Raw genomic sequence first — 18,037 nt, forward strand, 5'->3', positions numbered from 1 at the left:
ACCGTACCGCCTTGCGCCGCGGCCGTGCGGGGAGCGATGTCGTGTTCACTCAGGGCTGCAAACATCAAAACCCCCCGTTCTGTTCCGTATCCTGTGCCCGATCATTCCCAGGGTGTTCGCTCACAAGCCGCTCCAGAAGCAGGGCGAGCACGCTCCGTACACTCTCCATACGGATTTCCGTCCGGGAGCCGTTCAACCGCAGCGCGGACACTTTCCCGCCAAGAGCGCGTTCATGCGTCGCGTCGGACGGCCCGTCCACGGCGATGAAAACCGTGCCGACCGGCTGCCCGTCCTGGGGCTCCGGGCCGGCGACTCCGGTGGTCGATATTCCCCAGTCCGCGCCGAGCACCTTGCGTGCGCCGGCCGCCATCTGGGCCGCTACCTGCGGATCCACCGCTCCGCGCTGATCCAGCAGAGTGGCGTCGACGCCCAGTACGTCACGCTTGAGGTCGGTGGCGTACGCGGTCACCGAGCCGCGGAAGGCCTTGGAGGCCCCGGGCACCGACGCGAGTTCCGCAGCCACCAGACCGCCGGTCAGCGACTCCGCGACAGCAAGGGTTTCGCCCCTCACCGTGAGTAGTCGCAGCACTTCGGCGGCCGTGGACGTCACGCTTCCGCCTCCTCGGCGGCGGCCTTCCGCTCGGCCATTCCCTCGCGCCGCAGCACAATGGCCTGTCTCACATAGTCGGCTCCGGTGACGACGGTCAGGGCGACCGCCCCGGCCATCACCCAGAACCTCAGGGTCGCCAGCGGCCCCGTCAGCGCCAGGACGTACATGCCGACGGCGATGCCCTGTGTCAGTGTCTTCAGCTTGCCGCCGCGGCTGGCCGGGATCACGCCGTAGCGGATCACCCAGAAGCGCAGCAGGGTGATCCCGAGCTCCCGTCCGAGGATCACCGCCGTCACCCACCACGGCAGGTCGCCGAGGTAGGAGAGACAGATCAGCGCCGCTCCCATGATCGCCTTGTCGGCGATCGGGTCGGCGATCTTCCCGAAGTCGGTGACGAGGTTGTACGTCCGGGCGAGATGTCCGTCGAAGACGTCCGTGATCATGGCGACGGCGAAAGCCGCCCAGGCCCAGGCCCGCCATACGGGGTCGTATCCCCCGTCGGCGAGCATCAGTGCCACGAAGCCCGGTACGAGTACGAGCCGGAGCATGGTGAGCAGATTGGCGACGTTCCACACGCTGGCCTGGTTGACGGCCGCGTCGATCAGCTTGCCGCCGCGCGGCGTCTTCGGACCCTGGGCACCCGATACACCCGTACCGGAGACGCCCGTGCCGGATACGCCCGCACCCGAAGCGTTCGTACCGGAGACTCCCGGACCGGTGGTTCCCGTACCGGAGGTTCCCGCGCCAGGGGCGCCGGGAGCACCGGCGGCACCGCGTGTACCGGGCGCACCGGAGCCGCCCGCCGCAGGTGCCGGGACTCCGGTCATCTGGCCGCCTCCTCAGTACACACGAGCGAGCCCGGGAGCGGCTCGGCCACCAGGTCGACACCTTCCGTACCGACCACCTTCGCCTCGACCATACGGCCGACGGTCAGTCCTTCGCCGCTCGTGAACACCACCTGGCCGTCGGTCTCGGGCGCCTGGTGCGCGGCGCGGCCGTACGCGGGCTCGTCCTCCGTGGCCGAGCCGAGGGACTCGACCAGCACCTGGAGGGTCTCGCCGACGCGCTCCTCCGCCCGCTGGGAGACCAGCTCCTCGGCGAGCCGGGACACGCGCGCGAGCCGCTCGGCGACGACGTCCTCGTCCAGCTTGTTCTCGTACGTGGCCGCTTCGGTGCCGTCCTCGTCGGAGTACCCGAAGACACCGATGGCGTCGAGGCGCGCGGCGGTCAGGAAGCGCTCCAGCTCCGCCAGGTCGTCCGCGGTCTCGCCGGGGAAGCCCACGATGAAGTTCGACCGCACGCCGGCCTGCGGGGCCTTGGAGCGGATCGTGTCGAGGAGTCCCAGGAACTGCTCGGTGTTCCCGAAGCGCCGCATCGCGCGCAGCACCCCGGGGGCGGAGTGCTGGAAGGACAGGTCGAAGTAGGGGGCGATGTTCGGCGTGGAGGTCAGTACGTCGATGAGTCCGGGGCGCATCTCGGCCGGCTGGAGGTAGCTGACCCGCACCCGCTCGATGCCCTCGACCTCGGCGAGCTCGGGCAGCAGCGTCTCCAGGAGGCGGATGTCGCCGAGGTCCTTGCCGTACGACGTGTTGTTCTCGGAGACCAGCATGACCTCCTTCACACCCTGCTCGGCGAGCCAGCGCGTCTCTCCCAGGACGTCACTGGGGCGGCGCGAGATGAAGGAGCCGCGGAAGGACGGGATGGCGCAGAAGGAGCAGCGCCGGTCGCAGCCGGAGGCGAGCTTCACGGAAGCCACCGGGGAGCCGTCGAGCCGCCGGCGCAGGGGCGCACGGGGGCCCGACTCCGGGGCGAGTCCTTCGGGGAGGTCGGCGGGGCCGTGTCCCGGAAGGGCGACCTCCGCTCCGGCGTCCTGCCGCTCGGCGGGGCTGATCGGCAGCAGCTTGCGCCGGTCGCGCGGGGTGTGGGCGGCGTGGATCCCGCCGTTCAGGATGGTCTGGAGCCGGTCGGAGATGTCGGCGTAGTCGTCGAAGCCGAGTACGCCGTCGGCCTCGGGAAGGGCCTCGGCCAGTTCCTTGCCGTACCGCTCGGCCATGCAGCCGACGGCGACGACCGCCTGGGTTCTGCCATGACCCTTGAGGTCATTGGCTTCCAGGAGGGCGTCGACGGAGTCCTTCTTGGCGGCTTCGACGAAGCCGCAGGTGTTGACGACGGCGACGTCCGCGTTCTCGGCGTCCTCCACGAGGTGCCAGCCGTCCGCCTCCAAGCGGCCTGCGAGCTCCTCCGAGTCCACCTCGTTACGGGCGCAGCCAAGGGTGACGAGTGCGACGGTACGGCGTTCAGGCATGGGCTCAAGACTACTTCGTCCCACTGACAGCCCACGTCGACGGGGTTGGCCGATCTTGGCCAACCCCGTTCCCGCCTGCCCGAGAGGCCGGGCGGATGTGCGAACAAGCGCCTCTCGCCGCGTTCCGGCTCAGCCGACCTCGGGGTCGCCCTTCGTGTAGGTCAGGCGCTCCACCTGGCCGGGCTGGAACTCGTCGTCGATCTTCTTGCCGTTCACGTACAGCTGGATGGCGCCCGCGTCGCCGAGGACGAGGTCGACCTTCTCCTTGTCCTGGAAGGTCTTCGAGTCGCCCTGCTCCAGGAGGCCGTCGAAGAGCAGCCGTCCGTTGTGGTCCTTGGCCGAGATCCAGCTGCGGCCGTCGGGGGCGCTGACCTGGACGGTGACCTTGTCCTGCGGCGCGGCCGCGATGGCGTCGGACGGGTCGGACTTCGGGGTGTCCGGCTTGGTCGGCGTCGGCTTGGTCTTGGCGGGCTTGCTCGCGGTGGGCGTCGAGCCCTCCGCGACCTGCGTCGTCCTGCCGTCGCCGTCGTCGCCGCTGAACATCGTGAATCCGACAAAGCCGATCACGGCGACGATCGCGGCCACCATGGCCGCGGTCCAGTTGGGGCCCCGGCGCTCGGGACGGATCCGCTCCGCCTCGAACATGGGTGCGGCCGGGGTCGGCGCGGGCCGCCCGCCGTGGTCCGCGTCGTAGCGCTTGAGCAGTACGGCCGGGTCGAGCTCGACGGCGCGGGCGAGCGTCTTGATGTGCCCGCGCGCGTAGACGTCGCCGCCACAGGGGCCGAAGTCGTCCTGCTCGATCGCGTGCACGATGGCGATACGGACCCGGGTGGCGTTACTGACGTCGTCGACGGTCAGCCCCGCCGCGATGCGCGCCTGCCGCAGGGTATGGCCGACCGAAGGCTGATCGTCCTCTACGGAGGGGCGCTCGTCCTGAGGGGAGTTGTCGTCAGAGGAGTGGTCGTCAGGGGAGTTGCCGATGGACACGGGGGCGCCTTTCGAGCGTAAAGCCACCTGTGCTGGGGGTTCAGTCTAGGGGGGGTGCGAAAGGGTGGGGCAACCGGGCGGTAGGACTTTGTACGCCATCAGAATGGCCGGTCATCCTGATACTGGGACATGTCTCTGTCCCTTCCCTCAACTTGACGTGCGACGAAGGGAAACGGTTGCTCACCGTTTCCTTACGGGTGAGTCACGTTCGGATCACCCCGGCGGCCCCGAACGGGGTCACCCGGGCGGCCCGACCCACCGCACGAAGGGAAGCGGTCCACTCGCGTGGAGGGAAACGCCCCGCTCTCCCGGAAGGACGGTCCGCCCCGGTCCGGACAAGCGACCCGTCCTGTCTCCCTAAGCCTCCGCCTGCCCCCGAATCACCGCGAGCACTCCGTCCAGTTCGTCAGCCTTCACAAGAACGTCACGAGCCTTGGATCCCTCACTGGGTCCGACGATGTTGCGGGACTCCATGAGGTCCATCAGCCGACCGGCCTTGGCGAAGCCGACGCGCAGCTTGCGCTGGAGCATCGAGGTCGACCCGAACTGCGTGGAGACGACCAGTTCGGCGGCCTGGCACAGCAGGTCGAGGTCGTCGCCGATGTCCTCGTCGATCTCCTTCTTCTGCTTGGTGCCCACGGTGACGTCGTCCCTGAAGACGGGCGCCATCTGGTCCTTGCAGTGCTGCACGACGGCCGCGACCTCGTCCTCGGTGACGAAGGCGCCCTGCATACGGGTGGGCTTGTTCGCCCCCATCGGCAGGAAGAGCCCGTCGCCCTTGCCGATCAGCTTCTCGGCGCCGGGCTGGTCGAGGATGACGCGGCTGTCCGCGAGCGAGGAGGTGGCGAAGGCGAGCCGGGACGGCACGTTCGCCTTGATCAGACCCGTGACGACGTCCACGGACGGCCGCTGCGTGGCGAGCACGAGGTGGATGCCGGCCGCGCGCGCGAGCTGCGTGATGCGCACGATGGAGTCCTCGACATCGCGCGGCGCGACCATCATCAGATCCGCGAGCTCGTCGACGATCACCAGCAGGTACGGGTACGGGGACAGCTCCCGCTCGCTGCCCTCGGGCAGCTTGACCTTGCCCTTCCTTATGGCGGCGTTGAAGTCGTCGATGTGCCGGTACCCGAAGGCGGCCAGGTCGTCGTACCGCAGATCCATCTCCCGTACGACCCACTGCAGCGCCTCGGCGGCCCGCTTCGGGTTGGTGATGATCGGCGTGATCAGGTGCGGGATTCCCTCGTACGCGGTCAGCTCGACGCGCTTGGGGTCGACCAGGACCATGCGGACGTCCTCGGGGGTCGCCCGCACCATGACCGAGGTGATCAGGCAGTTGATGCACGAGGACTTTCCGGAACCGGTCGCTCCGGCCACCAGGACGTGCGGCATCTTCGCGAGGTTGGCCATCTCGTAGCCGCCCTCGACGTTCTTGCCGAGCGCGACGAGCATCGGGTGGTCGTCCTCGGCGGCGTCCGCGAGCCGCAGTACGTCGCCCAGGTTGACCATCTCGCGGTCGGAGTTCGGGATCTCGATGCCGACCGCCGACTTGCCGGGGATCGGGCTGATGATCCGCACGTCGGGGCTGGCGACGGCGTACGCGATGTTCTTGGCGAGCGCCGTGATCCGCTCGACCTTCACGGCCGGGCCGAGCTCGACCTCGTACCGGGTGACCGTCGGACCGCGTGTGAAGCCGGTGACGGAGGCGTCGACCTTGAATTCCTTGAAGACGTTCTGGAGGGAGGCGACGACCGCGTCGTTGGCGGCGCTGCGGGTCTTGCCGGGGCCGCCGCGCTCCAGGAGGTCGAGCGACGGCAGGGAGTACGTGATGTCGCCGCGGAGCTGGAGCTGCTCGGCCCGTGCCGGGAGGTCCCGGGACGTGTCGGGGGCAGGTTTGGTGAGGTCGGCGACCTCGGCCTTCAGCATCTCCTGCTTGGGCCTGGCGCTCCTGGCGCGCGCGGCGGGCACCGGAGTGGGCTCCTCGCGCCGGCCGGCCTCCTCGCCGGTACCCGAGTCCTCGTACTCCCCCCGGTCGGTGCCGACGCCCTGCGTGAGGTCGGCCACCAGCGGCGAGGGCGGCATCCCGTGCAGCACCGCGCCGTCGAGCGCCGCGGCGGCGGCAGCGGCCACGTCCACGGCGTCCATGGGCCGGTCCAGGGCGGGCTGCTGCACGGCAGGCCGCCTGCGGCGGCTCCGGCGCTCCGAGAGCGCCTCCTGCTCGGCATCGTCCGGGTCGTACGCCTCGGGCGCCGTACGGCGCCTCCGGGGGCTCTCAGGCAGCACCTCACGCCACTGCTCGTCGTAGCGCTCGTCGTCGTCCTCGGCGAACACGTCGTCGCTCGCCCGGGGCTGCAGGACGCCCAGCCGGACCCCCAGCAGCCGCAGCCGGTGCGGAATCGCGTTGACCGGGGTCGCGGTGACCACCAGCAGCCCGAAGACCGTGAGCAGCACCAGGAGCGGCACCGCCAGCACGTCGCCCATGGTGTACGTCAGCGGAGTCGACGCGCCCCAGCCGATGAGCCCGCCCGCGTCCCTTATCGCCTGCATGCCGTCGCTGCGCGCGGGTGCCCCGCAGGCGATGTGGACCTGGCCGAGCACGCCGATGGCGAGCGCGGAGAGACCGATGACGATGCGTCCGTTGGCCTCGGGCTTCTCGGGGTGCCGGATGAGCCGGGCGGCGACGACCGCCAGCAGTATCGGCACGAGCAGGTCGAGGCGGCCGAAGGCGCCGGTCACGAGCATCTCGACGAGGTCGCCCACCGGGCCTCGGAGGTTGGACCAGGTCCCCGCCGCGGTGATCAGGGTGAGACCGAGCAGCAGGAGCGCGAGACCGTCCTTGCGGTGCGCCGGGTCGAGCCCCTTGGCGCCACGCCCTATCCCGCGGAACACGGCGCCGACGGCGTGCGCGACACCGAGCCAGAGCGCGCGTACGAGCCTGTACACGCCCCCTGTCGGGCTGGGCGCCGGCTTCGGAGGCGCTGCTTTGCGGACTGCGGCCTTCTTCGGGGGCGCCTTTTTCGCGGGAGCTTTCTTCGCGGGGGCCCTCTTCGCCACAGCCTTCGTCGGAGCGGCCGCCTTCTTCGCGGGCGACTTCTTGGCTGCGGGCTGACGTGAGGCCATGGGTGTGAGGTTACCGGTGGAGACCACTGCGGACACGTGTGCCTACTGCTTCACCCGTTCGTGTCGCCCGTTCCCGGCGCCGGGCTGACGCCGCCTCGGCGGCAACCCCGGCCGCGCGGAACGTCGTTCGGCGCACCGGCGGCCGTGCGGCACGAGAGGGCCGATCAGGTCAGGCCCACCGAGCCACGGCAACCCCACAGCCTCACAAGGGGTCTGAGCCGCCGCCAGCGAACCTGCGGATGCCTCACGACCGGCGAACGCCTCACCTTCGGCGGCCGAGTCCGCCGGGACCCAGCTCGGAGAAGGTCACGGTTTCGGGAAGTCCTCAGTTCTGGGACGGCAGCGAAGCCGCACCGCTCCCCGTGCCGGGCTCCAGCGCGTCCAGCGCGCGACGCAGCCCCGTCAGTTTCCGTTCGAGATGGGCCGCGGTGGCCACCGCCGCCGCGTCCGCCGAATCGTCGTCCAGCTGTTTGGAGAGCGCCTCGGCCTGCTCCTCGACGGCCGCGAGCCGCGCGGAGAGTTCGGCGAGCAGTCCGGCCGGCTCCTTGGTGTCACCGAGCACCGACTTGCCGCCGCCGCCCTCCAGCTGCAGACGCAGCAGCGCCGCCTGCTCCCGGAGTTGGCAGTTCTTCATGTAGAGCTCGACGAACACCGAGACCTTCGCGCGCAGCACCCACGGGTCGAACGGCTTGGAGATGTAGTCCACCGCACCCGCCGCGTACCCGCGGAACGTGTGGTGCGGCCCGTGGTTGATCGCGGTGAGGAAGATGATCGGGATGTCCCGGGTCCGTTCCCGCCTCTTGATGTGCGCGGCGGTCTCGAAACCGTCCATGCCCGGCATCTGGACATCCAGCAGAATGACCGCGAAGTCGTCCGTGAGCAGCGCTTTGAGCGCTTCCTCCCCGGAAGATGCCCGTACCAGTGTCTGATCGAGCGCAGAGAGGATGGCCTCCAGCGCCAGCAGATTCTCCGGCCGGTCATCGACCAGGAGGATCTTGGCCTTCTGCACCATGGCCCGCCCTCCTCGTCCCGGCAGTGCACCGGGCGCCGCCCCAGGGGACGGCTTCTGAGCGCCGCCCGTCCTTGTGCCGGTCATGGTAGCCGCACCCCGCCTGTCGCCACACCCTGTCACCGCGATGTCACTGTGCACGTAGCAGAAACGCAGCGGGAGACCAGAAGGTTCCCCGAATCCCGGCTTTCTACACGGCTCCGGGCACAGTCAGTCAGCAACCCGGCAAACCGTGCCACCGCCCGACCGGCCCGTGGACGCGGTCATTTCCCCACCACTCAATCATCCTCGGCGGCCCGACGAAACCCGCCCCTGGATCACTGCCCCCGCATCCACTGCTGCATCACCGAGAGCAGATGATCGGGATCGACCGGCTTCGTCACGTAGTCGGAGGCACCCGACTCGATGGCCTTCTCCCGGTCGCCCTTCATCGCCTTCGCGGTGAGCGCGATGATCGGCAGCCCGGCGAACTGGGGCATCCTGCGGATCGCCGTCGTGGTCGCGTATCCGTCCATCTCCGGCATCATGATGTCCATCAGGACGACCGTCACGTCGTCGTGCTGCTCCAGGACCTCGATGCCCTCGCGGCCGTTCTCGGCGTACAGCACCGAAAGACCGTGCTGCTCCAGGACGCTGGTGAGCGCGAACACGTTGCGGATGTCGTCGTCGACGATCAGCACCTTCTCGCCCTCGAAGCGGAAGACGGCACGCGTGCGCGTGGCCACCTCCTCGCCGCCCGAGCCCCAGGCCTCCGGGGCCTGCGCCTGGGCCCCCGGCAGCGCGGGCCGCTGCTCGGCCGCGGACACCGCCCTGCGACGCCGCCTGAAGAGCGCGGCGGGCCCGTTCTGGGTCTCCTGGTACGACCTGACCTCCGCCGGTGTCTCCACCCGGGCCTCGGCCTCGTCGTCCGCGCCCGCCGGCAGCGCGCCGTTCTCCATGGGCGGCGACAGCTGCGGGTAGCCCTGCGGCGGGAGTTCGCTCGGGTGCAGCGGCAGATACAGCGTGAACGTCGAGCCGCGTCCCGGCTCGCTCTGCGCGTGGATCTCACCGCCGAGCAGCCGCGCGATCTCCCGCGAGATCGACAGACCCAGGCCCGTACCGCCGTACTTCCGGCTCGTCGTGCCGTCCGCCTGCTTGAACGCCTCGAAGATCACCCGCATCTTGCTGGCCGCGATCCCGATGCCCGTGTCGGTCACGGAGAACGCGATCAGATCGGCGTCCGCGTCCCGCAGCGAGCCCGCCTCCAGCAACTGCTCCCGGATGGCGACCGGCACCTCCGCGCCCGCGGGCCGGATGACCAGTTCGACCGCTCCGGAGTCGGTGAACTTCACCGCGTTGGAGAGCAGGTTGCGCAGCACCTGGAGGAGCCGCTGCTCGTCCGTGTGCAGCGTGGCCGGCAGCTCCGGCGACACCCGTACGGAGAAGTCGAGGCCCTTCTCCGCCGTCAGCGGACGGAAAGTGGCCTCTACGTAGTCGACGAGCTGGACCAGCGCGATACGCGTCGGCGACACGTCCATCTTGCCCGCCTCGACCTTCGACAGGTCGAGGATGTCGTTGATCAGCTGGAGCAGGTCCGAACCCGCCCCGTGGATCGTCTCGGCGAACTCGACCTGCTTGGGCGTGAGGTTGGTGTCCGCGTTGTCGGCGAGCAGCTTGGCGAGGATCAGCAGCGAGTTGAGCGGCGTACGCAGCTCGTGGGACATGTTGGCCAGGAACTCGCTCTTGTAGCGCATGGAGACCGCTAGTTGCTCGGCGCGCTCCTCCAGGACCTGCCGCGCCTCCTCGATCTCGGTGTTCTTGACCTCGATGTCGCGGTTCTGCTGGGCCAGCAGCTCGGCCTTCTCCTCCAGCTCGGCGTTGGACGCCTGGAGGGCCTTCTGCCGGTTCTCCAGCTCCGCCGACCGCTCCCTGAGCTGCTCGGTCAGCTCCTGCGACTGCTTGAGCAGCACCTCGGTCTTGGTGTTGACCGCGATGGTGTTGACGCTCGTCGCGATCATCTCGGCGATCTGGCTGAGGAAGTCCTTCTGGATGTGCGTGAACGAGTGGAACGACGCCAGCTCGATCACCCCGAGAACGGTCCCCTCGAAGAGCACCGGCAGCACGATGACATGCGCCGGAGGCGCCTCCCCGAGGCCGGATGCGATCTTCAGATACCCCGGCGGCACGTTCTCCACGAGAATCGTGCGCTTCTCCTTGGCGGCCGTCCCGATCAACGTCTCCCCGGGCCGGAACGACGTCGGCATGGAGCCCATCGAGTAGCCGTACGACCCGAGCATGCGAAGTTCGTACGAGTCGTCGTTCGCGGCGCCCACGTGCTTGCCGTCGTCCAGAGGCATCGCCATGAAGAACGCGCCGTGCTGCGCCGAGACCACCGGAGTCAGCTCGCCCATGATGAGCGAGGCCACGTCGGCGAGATCGCGGCGGCCCTGCATCAGGCCGGAGATCCTGGCGAGGTTGCCCTTCAGCCAGTCCTGCTCCTTGTTGGCGATCGTGGTGTCGCGGAGGTTCGCGATCATCTTGTTGATGTAGTCCTGAAGTTCCTGGATCTCCCCGGAGGCGTCCACGTCGATCTTCAGGTTGAGGTCGCCGCGGGTCACGGCGGTCGCCACGCGCGCGATGGCACGCACCTGCCGGGTCAGGTTCCCGGCCATCTCGTTCACCGACTCGGTGAGGTCGCGCCAGGTGCCGTCGACGTCGCGTACGCGCGCCTGGCCGCCCAACTGCCCCTCGGTGCCCACCTCGCGGGCCACCCGGGTGACCTCCTCGGCGAACGACGACAGCTGGTCGACCATCGTGTTGATGGTGGTCTTCAGCTCCAGGATCTCGCCGCGCGCGTCGATGTCGATCTTCTTGGTCAGGTCGCCCTTGGCGATGGCCGTGGTGACCATCGCGATGTTGCGCACCTGTCCGGTCAGGTTCGACGCCATGCCGTTCACGGACTCCGTGAGGTCCTTCCACGTACCCGACACGCCCGGTACGCGCGCCTGGCCGCCGAGGATGCCGTCCGTGCCCACCTCGCGGGCCACCTTGGTGACCTGGTCGGCGAACGAACTCAGCGTCTTCACCATGGTGTTGAAGGTGTCGGCGAGCTGCGCGACCTCGCCGCGCGCCTCGATCGTCACCGTCCGCGTCAGGTCGCCGTTGGCGACGGCCGCCGCGACCTGGGAGATGTTCCGCACCTGCACGGTCAGGTTGTTGGCCATCAGGTTGACGTTGTCGCTGAGGTCCTTCCAGATGCCCGTGACGCCCGGCACGCGCGCCTGGCCGCCCAGCTGGCCCTCGGTGCCGACCTCGCGGGCGACCCGGGTCACCTGCTCGGCGAACGACGACAGCTGGTCGACCATCGTGTTGACGGTGGTGACGAGTTCGAGGATCTCGCCCTTCGCGTCGACGGTGATCTTCTTCGACAGGTCACCCTTGGCGACGGCGGTCGTGACCTCGGCGATGTTGCGCACCTGGATCGTCAGGTTGTTCGCCATGAAGTTCACGGACTGCGTGAGGTCCTTCCAGGTGCCGGAGACACCCTGCACCTCGGCCTGCCCGCCGAGGATGCCCTCCGTGCCCACCTCACGGGCCACCCTGGTGACCTGCTCGGCGAAGTTCGAGAGCTGGTCCACCATCGTGTTGAGGGTGTTCTTCAGCTCCAGGATCTCGCCGCGCGCGTCCACGTCGATCTTCTGCGAGAGGTCGCCGCGCGCCACCGCGGTCGCGACCTGCGCGATGTTGCGCACCTGCGCGGTGAGGTTGCCGGCCATGCCGTTCACCGAGTCGGTGAGGTCGCGCCACACGCCCGCGACGCCCGGCACCTGCGCCTGTCCGCCCAACCGGCCGTCGGTGCCCACCTCGCGGGCCACCCGGGTCACCTGCTCGGCGAAGGCGCTGAGCTGGTCGACCATGGTGTTGATCGTGTTCTTCAGTTCGAGGATCTCGCCGCGTGCGTCGACCTCGATCTTCTGTGACAGGTCACCGCGCGCCACCGCCGTCGTCACCTGGGCGATCTGCCGCACCTGGGACGTGAGGTTGCCCGCCATGAAGTTGACGGAGTCGGTGAGGTCCTTCCACGTGCCGGACACGCCGTCCACGCGCGCCTGGCCGCCCAGGCGGCCCTCCGTGCCCACGTCACGCGCCATCCGCGTCACCTGGTCGGCGAAGGACGACAGCTGGTCGACCATCGTGTTCACGGTGTTCTTCAGCGCGAGCATCTCGCCGGAGACGTCCACGGTGACCTTCTGCGACAGATCGCCGTTGGCCACCGCCGTCGTCACCTGGGCGATGTTCCTCACCTGTCCGGTGAGGTTGCGGAACGCCGTGTTGACGGAGTCGGTGAGGTCCTTCCACGTACCGGCCGCGCCGGGCACCTGGGCCTGACCGCCCAGCTCGCCCTCGACGCCGATCTCCCGCGCCACGCGGGTGACCTCCGCGCCGAAGCTGGAGAGCTGGTCGACCATCGTGTTGACGGTGTTCTTCAGCTCCAGCATCTCGCCGGCGACCTCGACGCTGACCTTCTGCGACAGATCGCCGTTGGCCACCGCAGTAGTTACTGCGGCGATGTCCCGCACCTGGGTGGTGAGGTTCCTGAAGACCGTGTTCACCGAATCGGTGAGGTCCTTCCACGTGCCCGCCGCGCCCGGCACGTTCGCCTGCCCGCCGAGCCGCCCCTCGCCACCGACCTCGTTGGCGACACGCGTGACCTCGTCCGCGAACGTCCGCAGCGTCTCGGTCATCTGGTTGATCGTCTCGGCGAGCTGCGCGACCTCGCCCCGCGCGGACACGGTCACCTTCTGCGACAGGTCACCGTTGGCGACCGCCGTCGTGACCTGCGCGATCCCGCGCACCTGCGCGGTCAGGTTGCCGGCCATGAGGTTCACCGAATCGGTGAGGTCCTTCCACACCCCGGCCACACCGGGCACCTGCGCCTGCCCGCCCAGCTCGCCCTCGGTGCCCACCTCGCGCGCTACCCGCGTCACCTCGGAGGAGAACGAGGACAGCTGGTCCACCATCGTGTTGACGGTGTTCTTCAGTTCGAGCATCTCGCCGGCCACGTGAACCGTGACCTTCCGGGACAAGTCACCCTTGGCGACCGCCGTCGTCACCAGCGCGATGTCCCGCACCTGGGCCGTCAGCCGGTACGCCATCGTGTTGACCGAGTCCGTGAGGTCCTTCCACGAACCGGACATACCGCGCACCCGGGCCTGTCCGCCCAACTTGCCCTCGGTACCGACCTCACTGGCCACCCGCGTGACCTCGTCGGTGAACGTGGACAGCTGGTCGACCAGGTTGTTGACCGTGCGCCCGACCTTCAGGAACTCGCCGCGCAGCGGATGCCCGTTGCCGTCCGCGGCCTGCGCCCGCAGCTCCATGCGCGGCGACAGATCACCCTCCGCCACCGCGGACAGCACCCGGCCGACCTCGGAGACGGGCCGTACGAGATCGTCGACGAGCGCGTTGGAGGCGTCGATCGCCGCGGCCCAGGAACCCTCACAGGCGCCCGTCTCCAGCCGCTCCGTGAGCTTTCCCTCACGGCCGACCATGCGCCGCACCCGCGAGAGCTCACCCGTCAGCTGCAGATTCCGGTCGCCGACCTCGTTGAAGACGGCCGCGATCTCGGACATCACGCCGTCGCCGGAGACCGTGAGCCTCTTACGGAAGTTGCCGTCCCGCATCGACACCAGGGCCGCCAGCAGCCTGTTGAGGGCCGCCGTGTCCACCTCGGTGGTGCCATTGCGCGGTTTACGCTGATTACTCAGGGACTGTCCGCCTTTCGCGCGCGTCTTAGTGCCCCGCGTCGCTGCGCCAGACTCCACTGTGTCCCTCCCGCAAGGGTCGACCATTTACCGCTCGGCGTTACTCAGGTACTTCTTGCCCCGCGTGCCGGAAGGCTCTCAACCTGCCCGGACCTTCCCTTGGAGCCTGCCCAGTGTTTCACCATGGCTGAACCAGGCCATAACAGTTCGGCAGCTTCGCACACGGTCCGCACACGCTCCGGACGTAAACACTGGCGACCGGCATCCGCATGGACCGCGAAGGTAAGTAACCTTGCATGCGGCTGTCCAGCCACGCCGGTCCTTCCGGCCTGGGCGGTGGCACGAGCACGAGCGGGCAGGCAGGCATCGGAGGGCACCGCACCATGACCACCGGACTGCATCCTGGGGGACCACCCCAGGATCCCCGGCCGACCGAGAACCAGCTCCTGCCCCGGCAGGGGCGGGTCGGCCACGGAACCCTGCCCGCCGACGACCGGACAAGGAGTTCTGTGATCACCGCGCGCGCGGCCGCCAGCTTCGACCCTGTCGGGCGGTCCGTCGCGACCGCTCGTTCCTTCGTCCGTGACACCCTCCAGGGCTGGGGCTTCGCCGACATCGTCGACGACGCCGTGGTCCTCACGAGCGAGCTGGTCACCAACGCCGTGGTGCACGCCGGCACGTCCGCGGACGTCCTGTGCCTGCGCAGCGACGACGGCGTACGGATCGAGGTGGCGGACCACTACCCGGAACGTGAGATTCCACTCCAGGGCAGCGCCATCAACATGGGCAACCCCGACCGTGAGGGCGGGCGCGGCCTCCAGCTCTGTGCCGCCCTGGCCGGCCGCTGGGGTGTCGAGTACACGCCCACCCGCAAGCAGGTCTGGTTCCAGCTGGACATCCCCGAGCGCGCGGTGGGCACCCGCACCGCGGGCCCGTCCCTGCCCTCCCACCTGCTCCCCCTCGCCGACGGCCGCGTCCGCGTGGCGGTCGTCCAGATCGACCGCGCCGGCGCGATCAACGCCTGGAACGAGGACGCGGAGGAACTCTTCGGCTACCCGGCGGAGCAGGTCGTCGGCAAGCCGCTGACCGACCTCGCGGCCTGGCCGCACACCCCCGGCACCAGCACCGGCATCGTCGAGGCCCTCAAGCTCTCCCGCTGGGAGGGCAGTTACGGCCTGCGCGGCGCCAACGGCCGCGTCACCCCCGTATACGCCTCGCACCTGCGCGTCCGCGACACCGGCGGCGAGCCCTCCACGGTCTGCCTGCTGGTCCGCGACCACGAACGGGCGGTCCTGCAGACCCCGTTGCGCGTCTCGGCCACGGACACGACCACCAGCTCCGAGGGCCATGCCTCGGACCCCTTCGAGGTCTTCATCGGCTCGCCGGCCCCGGACGACCTGGACGGCCTCCTCCAGCGCACGGTGGAGCGCGCCCGCGACATGCTCGACGGCGACTCCGCCTTCCTCCTCCTGGCGACCGACGACGAAACGGAACTGGAGGTACGCGCCTCCACCGGGCTCCCCTCCGCCCGCCAGCGCTTCGCCCGCGTCCCTGTGGAGGCGGGTACCGGCCGTTACGGCTCGGCCCGCATGCCGGCCGTCCACGAGGACCTCACGGCCGTCCCAGGGGCCGTACCGCTCCTCAGCGGCACCGGTATGCGTTCGGTCGTCACGGTCCCCCTCAAGGTCGAGGGCAGACTCACCGGCTCGCTCGGCGTGGCGGCCGAATCACCGGCCCGTTACTCGAACGAGGAGGCCCTGCGCCTCCAGTTCGCCGCCGACCGCATCGCGCTCGCCGTGGAGTCGGCCCGCCTCGGCGAGCTGGAGCGGCTGCGCCGCGGCTCGTTGTCCTTCCTCGTCGAGGCCTCGGACCTTCTCGCGGGCACGCTGGACCGCGACCAGACACTGGCCCTGATGGCCCAGATGACGGTCCCGACCCTGGCCACCTGGTGTGCCGTCTACACGATTGCCGACCAGGCCTCCGACCCCTACCTTTCGTACGTCCTGCACGAGGACGAGGAGCGCATCGACGGCCTCAAGGCCCTCCTGTCGAAGATCGCCCCGCCGGACCCGGTCCCCACACCGGGTGCCCGCGTGTGGGCGGCGCCCGCGGAGGCGGCCCACACGGCCGCCCTGCGCACCTCCATGCGGAGCCTCGGCCTGGGCGGACCCGCCTCGGTCAGCGCCGGCATCGGTACGACGCTGGCGACGGCCGGCGCTGTCGGCGGCGAGACGGTCGTCCTGCCCCTGGTGGCCCGCAACCGCGTCATCGGGATGCTGACGCTCGGCAAGCCGACGGACGAACACTTCCGCCAGGAGATCCTGGAACTGGCCGAGGACCTGAGCCGCCGGGCCGCCCTCGCCCTGGACAACGCGCGCCTGTACTCGGAGCGCACGGCCATCAGCCAGTCCCTCCAGCGCAGCCTCCTGCCCCCGGAACTCCCCCACATCGAGGGCGTCGAGGTCGAGGTCATCTACCGCGCGGCGGGCGAGGGCAACGAGGTCGGCGGCGACTTCTACGACCTCTTCCCCATCCGCGACGGCGCCTACGGCTTCGCCATCGGAGACGTCTGCGGTACGGGACCGGAGGCGGCCGCGGTCACCGGACTCGCCCGGCACGCACTGCGCCTGCTCGCCCGCGAGGGTTACGGAGGCCCGGCGGTCCTGGACCGCCTGAACTCCGCGATCCTCGACGAGGGCGCCCGCAGCCGCTTCCTGACCCTCCTGTACGGGGAGTTGTGGCCCCAGGAGGACGGCTCGGCGCTCCTGAAGGTGGTCTGCGCCGGCCACCCGCTCCCCCTGCGCCTGCGCCCGGACGGCACGGTGGAACCGGCCGCCGAACCCCAGCCGCTCCTGGGCGTCATGGACGACCTGGAGCTGTACGAGCAGGAGGTGACCCTCGATCCGGGGGATGTCCTGCTGTGTGTGACGGACGGCGTGACCGAACGCCGCGAGGGCACCCGGATGCTGGGCGACGACGGCCTCGCCGACGTCCTCACCACCTGCACGGGTCTGACGGCCGGTGCGGTGGCCGCCCGCATCATGCGCGCGGTCGAGCGGTTCGCGAGTGACGCGCCGTCCGACGACATGGCCATTCTGGCGATGCGCGTCCCGGGTCTGCAGAAGGACTGACGGTCTGTTCCCGGGGCCGCGACGGCCCCGGGAAACGCGAAAGGCCCCCGCCCACAAGGGCGGAGGCCTTTTCTGTCTGAGCCCCCAAACGGAATCGAACCGTTGACCTTCTCCTTACCATGGAGACGCTCTACCGACTGAGCTATAGGGGCCTGTTGCTTTCGAGGTTTCCCTCGTGGCAACGGAATAAAGCATACCCCGAACGCCGGGGTGCTCCCAACTGCGTTCGATACCCGGTTCGGTGCTGCGTCCGCCAGTCCTAGAAGGCAGGCTGCAGCAGTCCGCCGAGGGCATTGCACGCGGACACGATCCGCTGCATCTCCCGCTTCGTCAGCGACGCGTCGACCGGCAGAGCCAGCGTCTCGTCGGCGGCCCGTTCGGTCTCGGGCAGGCAGACGTCCCGCCTGAACGCGGGCATCCGGTGCACCGGTGTCTTCACCGGCACCCTGCATTCGACGCCCTTGGCCCGCACGGCCCGCGCGAAGGCGTCGCGGTCCGGCCGCCCGTTCCCCAACACCCGCACGACGTACTGCTGGTAGGTGTGCCCGACGCCCCGCTCCGGAGTCCGTACACCCCGCAACCGCCCGTCGAGGTAGGTCGCACGCGCCCTGCGCTCCTCGACCTCGGCGTACGGCGCCTCGGACTCGCCCTGTTCGAGCACCAGCAGCCCACGCCGCCGGCCGATGTCCCACAGGCGCGGCATGTCGGCGAGCCGCCCGAAGCGGTGAACGGCGACCAGGGCGGCCGTCCGCGGCCCGACAGCCGCCTCGACCTCGGCGGTGTCGAGGCAGTACGTGTTCGGATCGATGTCGACGAACACCGGCAGCGCGCCGGCCAGGACGACGGCCTCGGCCACCTCGGCGTTCCCGAAGGCCGGCACGATGACCTCGTCACCGGCTCCGACACCCGCGGCCCTGAGCATTGCAGCAGTACCCATGCCCGTGATGTTGGTCGCGCAACGTGAACTCCAAGTGACGCACAACAAAAAAGAGCTGGTCCCTGAACCTAAGTTCAGGGACCAGCTCTTTTAAAATTAGTTCGGCGGCGTCCTACTCTCCCACAGGGTCCCCCCTGCAGTACCATCGGCGCTGTAAGGCTTAGCTTCCGGGTTCGGAATGTAACCGGGCGTTT

The 18,037-nt window shown here is 69.5% G+C and carries 9 protein-coding genes, 1 tRNA gene and 1 rRNA gene; 1 reads left to right on the top strand and 10 read right to left on the bottom strand.

From position 1 onward, the window contains the following. Positions 1 to 64: 64 nt before the first annotated feature. From ACFVH5_RS33340 to ACFVH5_RS33370, 7 genes are all read right to left on the bottom strand, one after another. The gene (locus tag ACFVH5_RS33340; protein WP_385837441.1) at positions 65 to 610 is read right to left on the bottom strand and encodes a CinA family protein; all 546 of its coding nucleotides are present in this window, start codon (positions 608 to 610) and stop codon (positions 65 to 67) included. Continuing rightward, positions 607 to 1,437: a CDP-diacylglycerol--glycerol-3-phosphate 3-phosphatidyltransferase gene (gene pgsA, locus ACFVH5_RS33345; RefSeq protein ID WP_385837442.1), complete on the bottom strand. Its 831-nt coding sequence runs from the start codon at positions 1,435 to 1,437 to the stop codon at positions 607 to 609. Before pgsA ends, ACFVH5_RS33340 begins: the two co-directional genes overlap by 4 nt. Beyond that, positions 1,434 to 2,915 (bottom strand): 30S ribosomal protein S12 methylthiotransferase RimO, encoded by a 1,482-nt coding sequence (gene rimO, locus ACFVH5_RS33350; RefSeq protein WP_385837443.1) that lies wholly within the window; start codon positions 2,913 to 2,915, stop codon positions 1,434 to 1,436. The genes pgsA and rimO overlap by 4 nt, the downstream gene beginning before the upstream one ends. Positions 2,916 to 3,044: 129 nt before the next feature. Further along, positions 3,045 to 3,902, bottom strand: coding sequence for a helix-turn-helix domain-containing protein (locus tag ACFVH5_RS33355; protein ID WP_385837444.1), 858 nt, complete (start codon positions 3,900 to 3,902; stop codon positions 3,045 to 3,047). Positions 3,903 to 4,259: 357 nt separating this feature from the next. Next, the gene (locus ACFVH5_RS33360; protein ID WP_385837445.1) at positions 4,260 to 7,022 is read right to left on the bottom strand and encodes a DNA translocase FtsK; all 2,763 of its coding nucleotides are present in this window, start codon (positions 7,020 to 7,022) and stop codon (positions 4,260 to 4,262) included. Positions 7,023 to 7,347: 325 nt separating this feature from the next. Next, a complete protein-coding gene (locus tag ACFVH5_RS33365) occupies positions 7,348 to 8,034 on the bottom strand; it encodes a two-component system response regulator (RefSeq protein ID WP_107022506.1) in 687 nt (228 codons plus the stop codon). Between the two features lie 314 nt (positions 8,035 to 8,348). Then, positions 8,349 to 13,835, bottom strand: a complete 5,487-nt coding sequence (locus ACFVH5_RS33370; RefSeq protein WP_385837446.1) for a HAMP domain-containing protein — start codon at positions 13,833 to 13,835, stop codon at positions 8,349 to 8,351. Positions 13,836 to 14,158: 323 nt separating this feature from the next. On the opposite strand from ACFVH5_RS33370, the gene ACFVH5_RS33375 reads away from it, so the two are divergent. Further along, on the top strand, positions 14,159 to 16,906 hold the full coding sequence (locus ACFVH5_RS33375; protein ID WP_385837448.1) for a SpoIIE family protein phosphatase: 2,748 nt from the start codon (positions 14,159 to 14,161) through the stop codon (positions 16,904 to 16,906). 79 nt (positions 16,907 to 16,985) lie between these two features. On the opposite strand, the gene ACFVH5_RS33380 is transcribed toward ACFVH5_RS33375, so the two are convergent. The 3 genes from ACFVH5_RS33380 to rrf form a co-directional block, all read right to left on the bottom strand. Then, positions 16,986 to 17,058: transfer RNA gene (locus tag ACFVH5_RS33380), tRNA-Thr, on the bottom strand. A 107-nt stretch (positions 17,059 to 17,165) separates the two neighbouring features. Next, positions 17,166 to 17,828, bottom strand: coding sequence for a DegT/DnrJ/EryC1/StrS family aminotransferase (locus ACFVH5_RS33385; RefSeq protein WP_385837449.1), 663 nt, complete (start codon positions 17,826 to 17,828; stop codon positions 17,166 to 17,168). A gap of 114 nt (positions 17,829 to 17,942) precedes the next feature. After that, positions 17,943 to 18,037: ribosomal RNA gene (gene rrf / locus ACFVH5_RS33390) — 5S ribosomal RNA — on the bottom strand; the annotation flags it as partial.

The organism is Streptomyces sp. NPDC127119 (assembly GCF_042677425.1).
Lineage (GTDB): Bacteria > Actinomycetota > Actinomycetes > Streptomycetales > Streptomycetaceae > Streptomyces.

Excerpts from the sequence above, each read along its gene's own strand:
- rimO (WP_385837443.1), bottom strand. The coding sequence starts at position 2,915 with ATGCCTGAACGCCGTACCGTCGCACTCGTCACCCTTGGCTGCGCCCGT.
- pgsA (WP_385837442.1), bottom strand. The coding sequence starts at position 1,437 with ATGACCGGAGTCCCGGCACCTGCGGCGGGCGGCTCCGGTGCGCCCGGT.
- ACFVH5_RS33375 (WP_385837448.1), top strand. The coding sequence starts at position 14,159 with ATGACCACCGGACTGCATCCTGGGGGACCACCCCAGGATCCCCGGCCG.
- ACFVH5_RS33365 (WP_107022506.1), bottom strand. The coding sequence starts at position 8,034 with ATGGTGCAGAAGGCCAAGATCCTCCTGGTCGATGACCGGCCGGAGAAT.
- ACFVH5_RS33360 (WP_385837445.1), bottom strand. The coding sequence starts at position 7,022 with ATGGCCTCACGTCAGCCCGCAGCCAAGAAGTCGCCCGCGAAGAAGGCG.
- ACFVH5_RS33385 (WP_385837449.1), bottom strand. The coding sequence starts at position 17,828 with ATGCTCAGGGCCGCGGGTGTCGGAGCCGGTGACGAGGTCATCGTGCCG.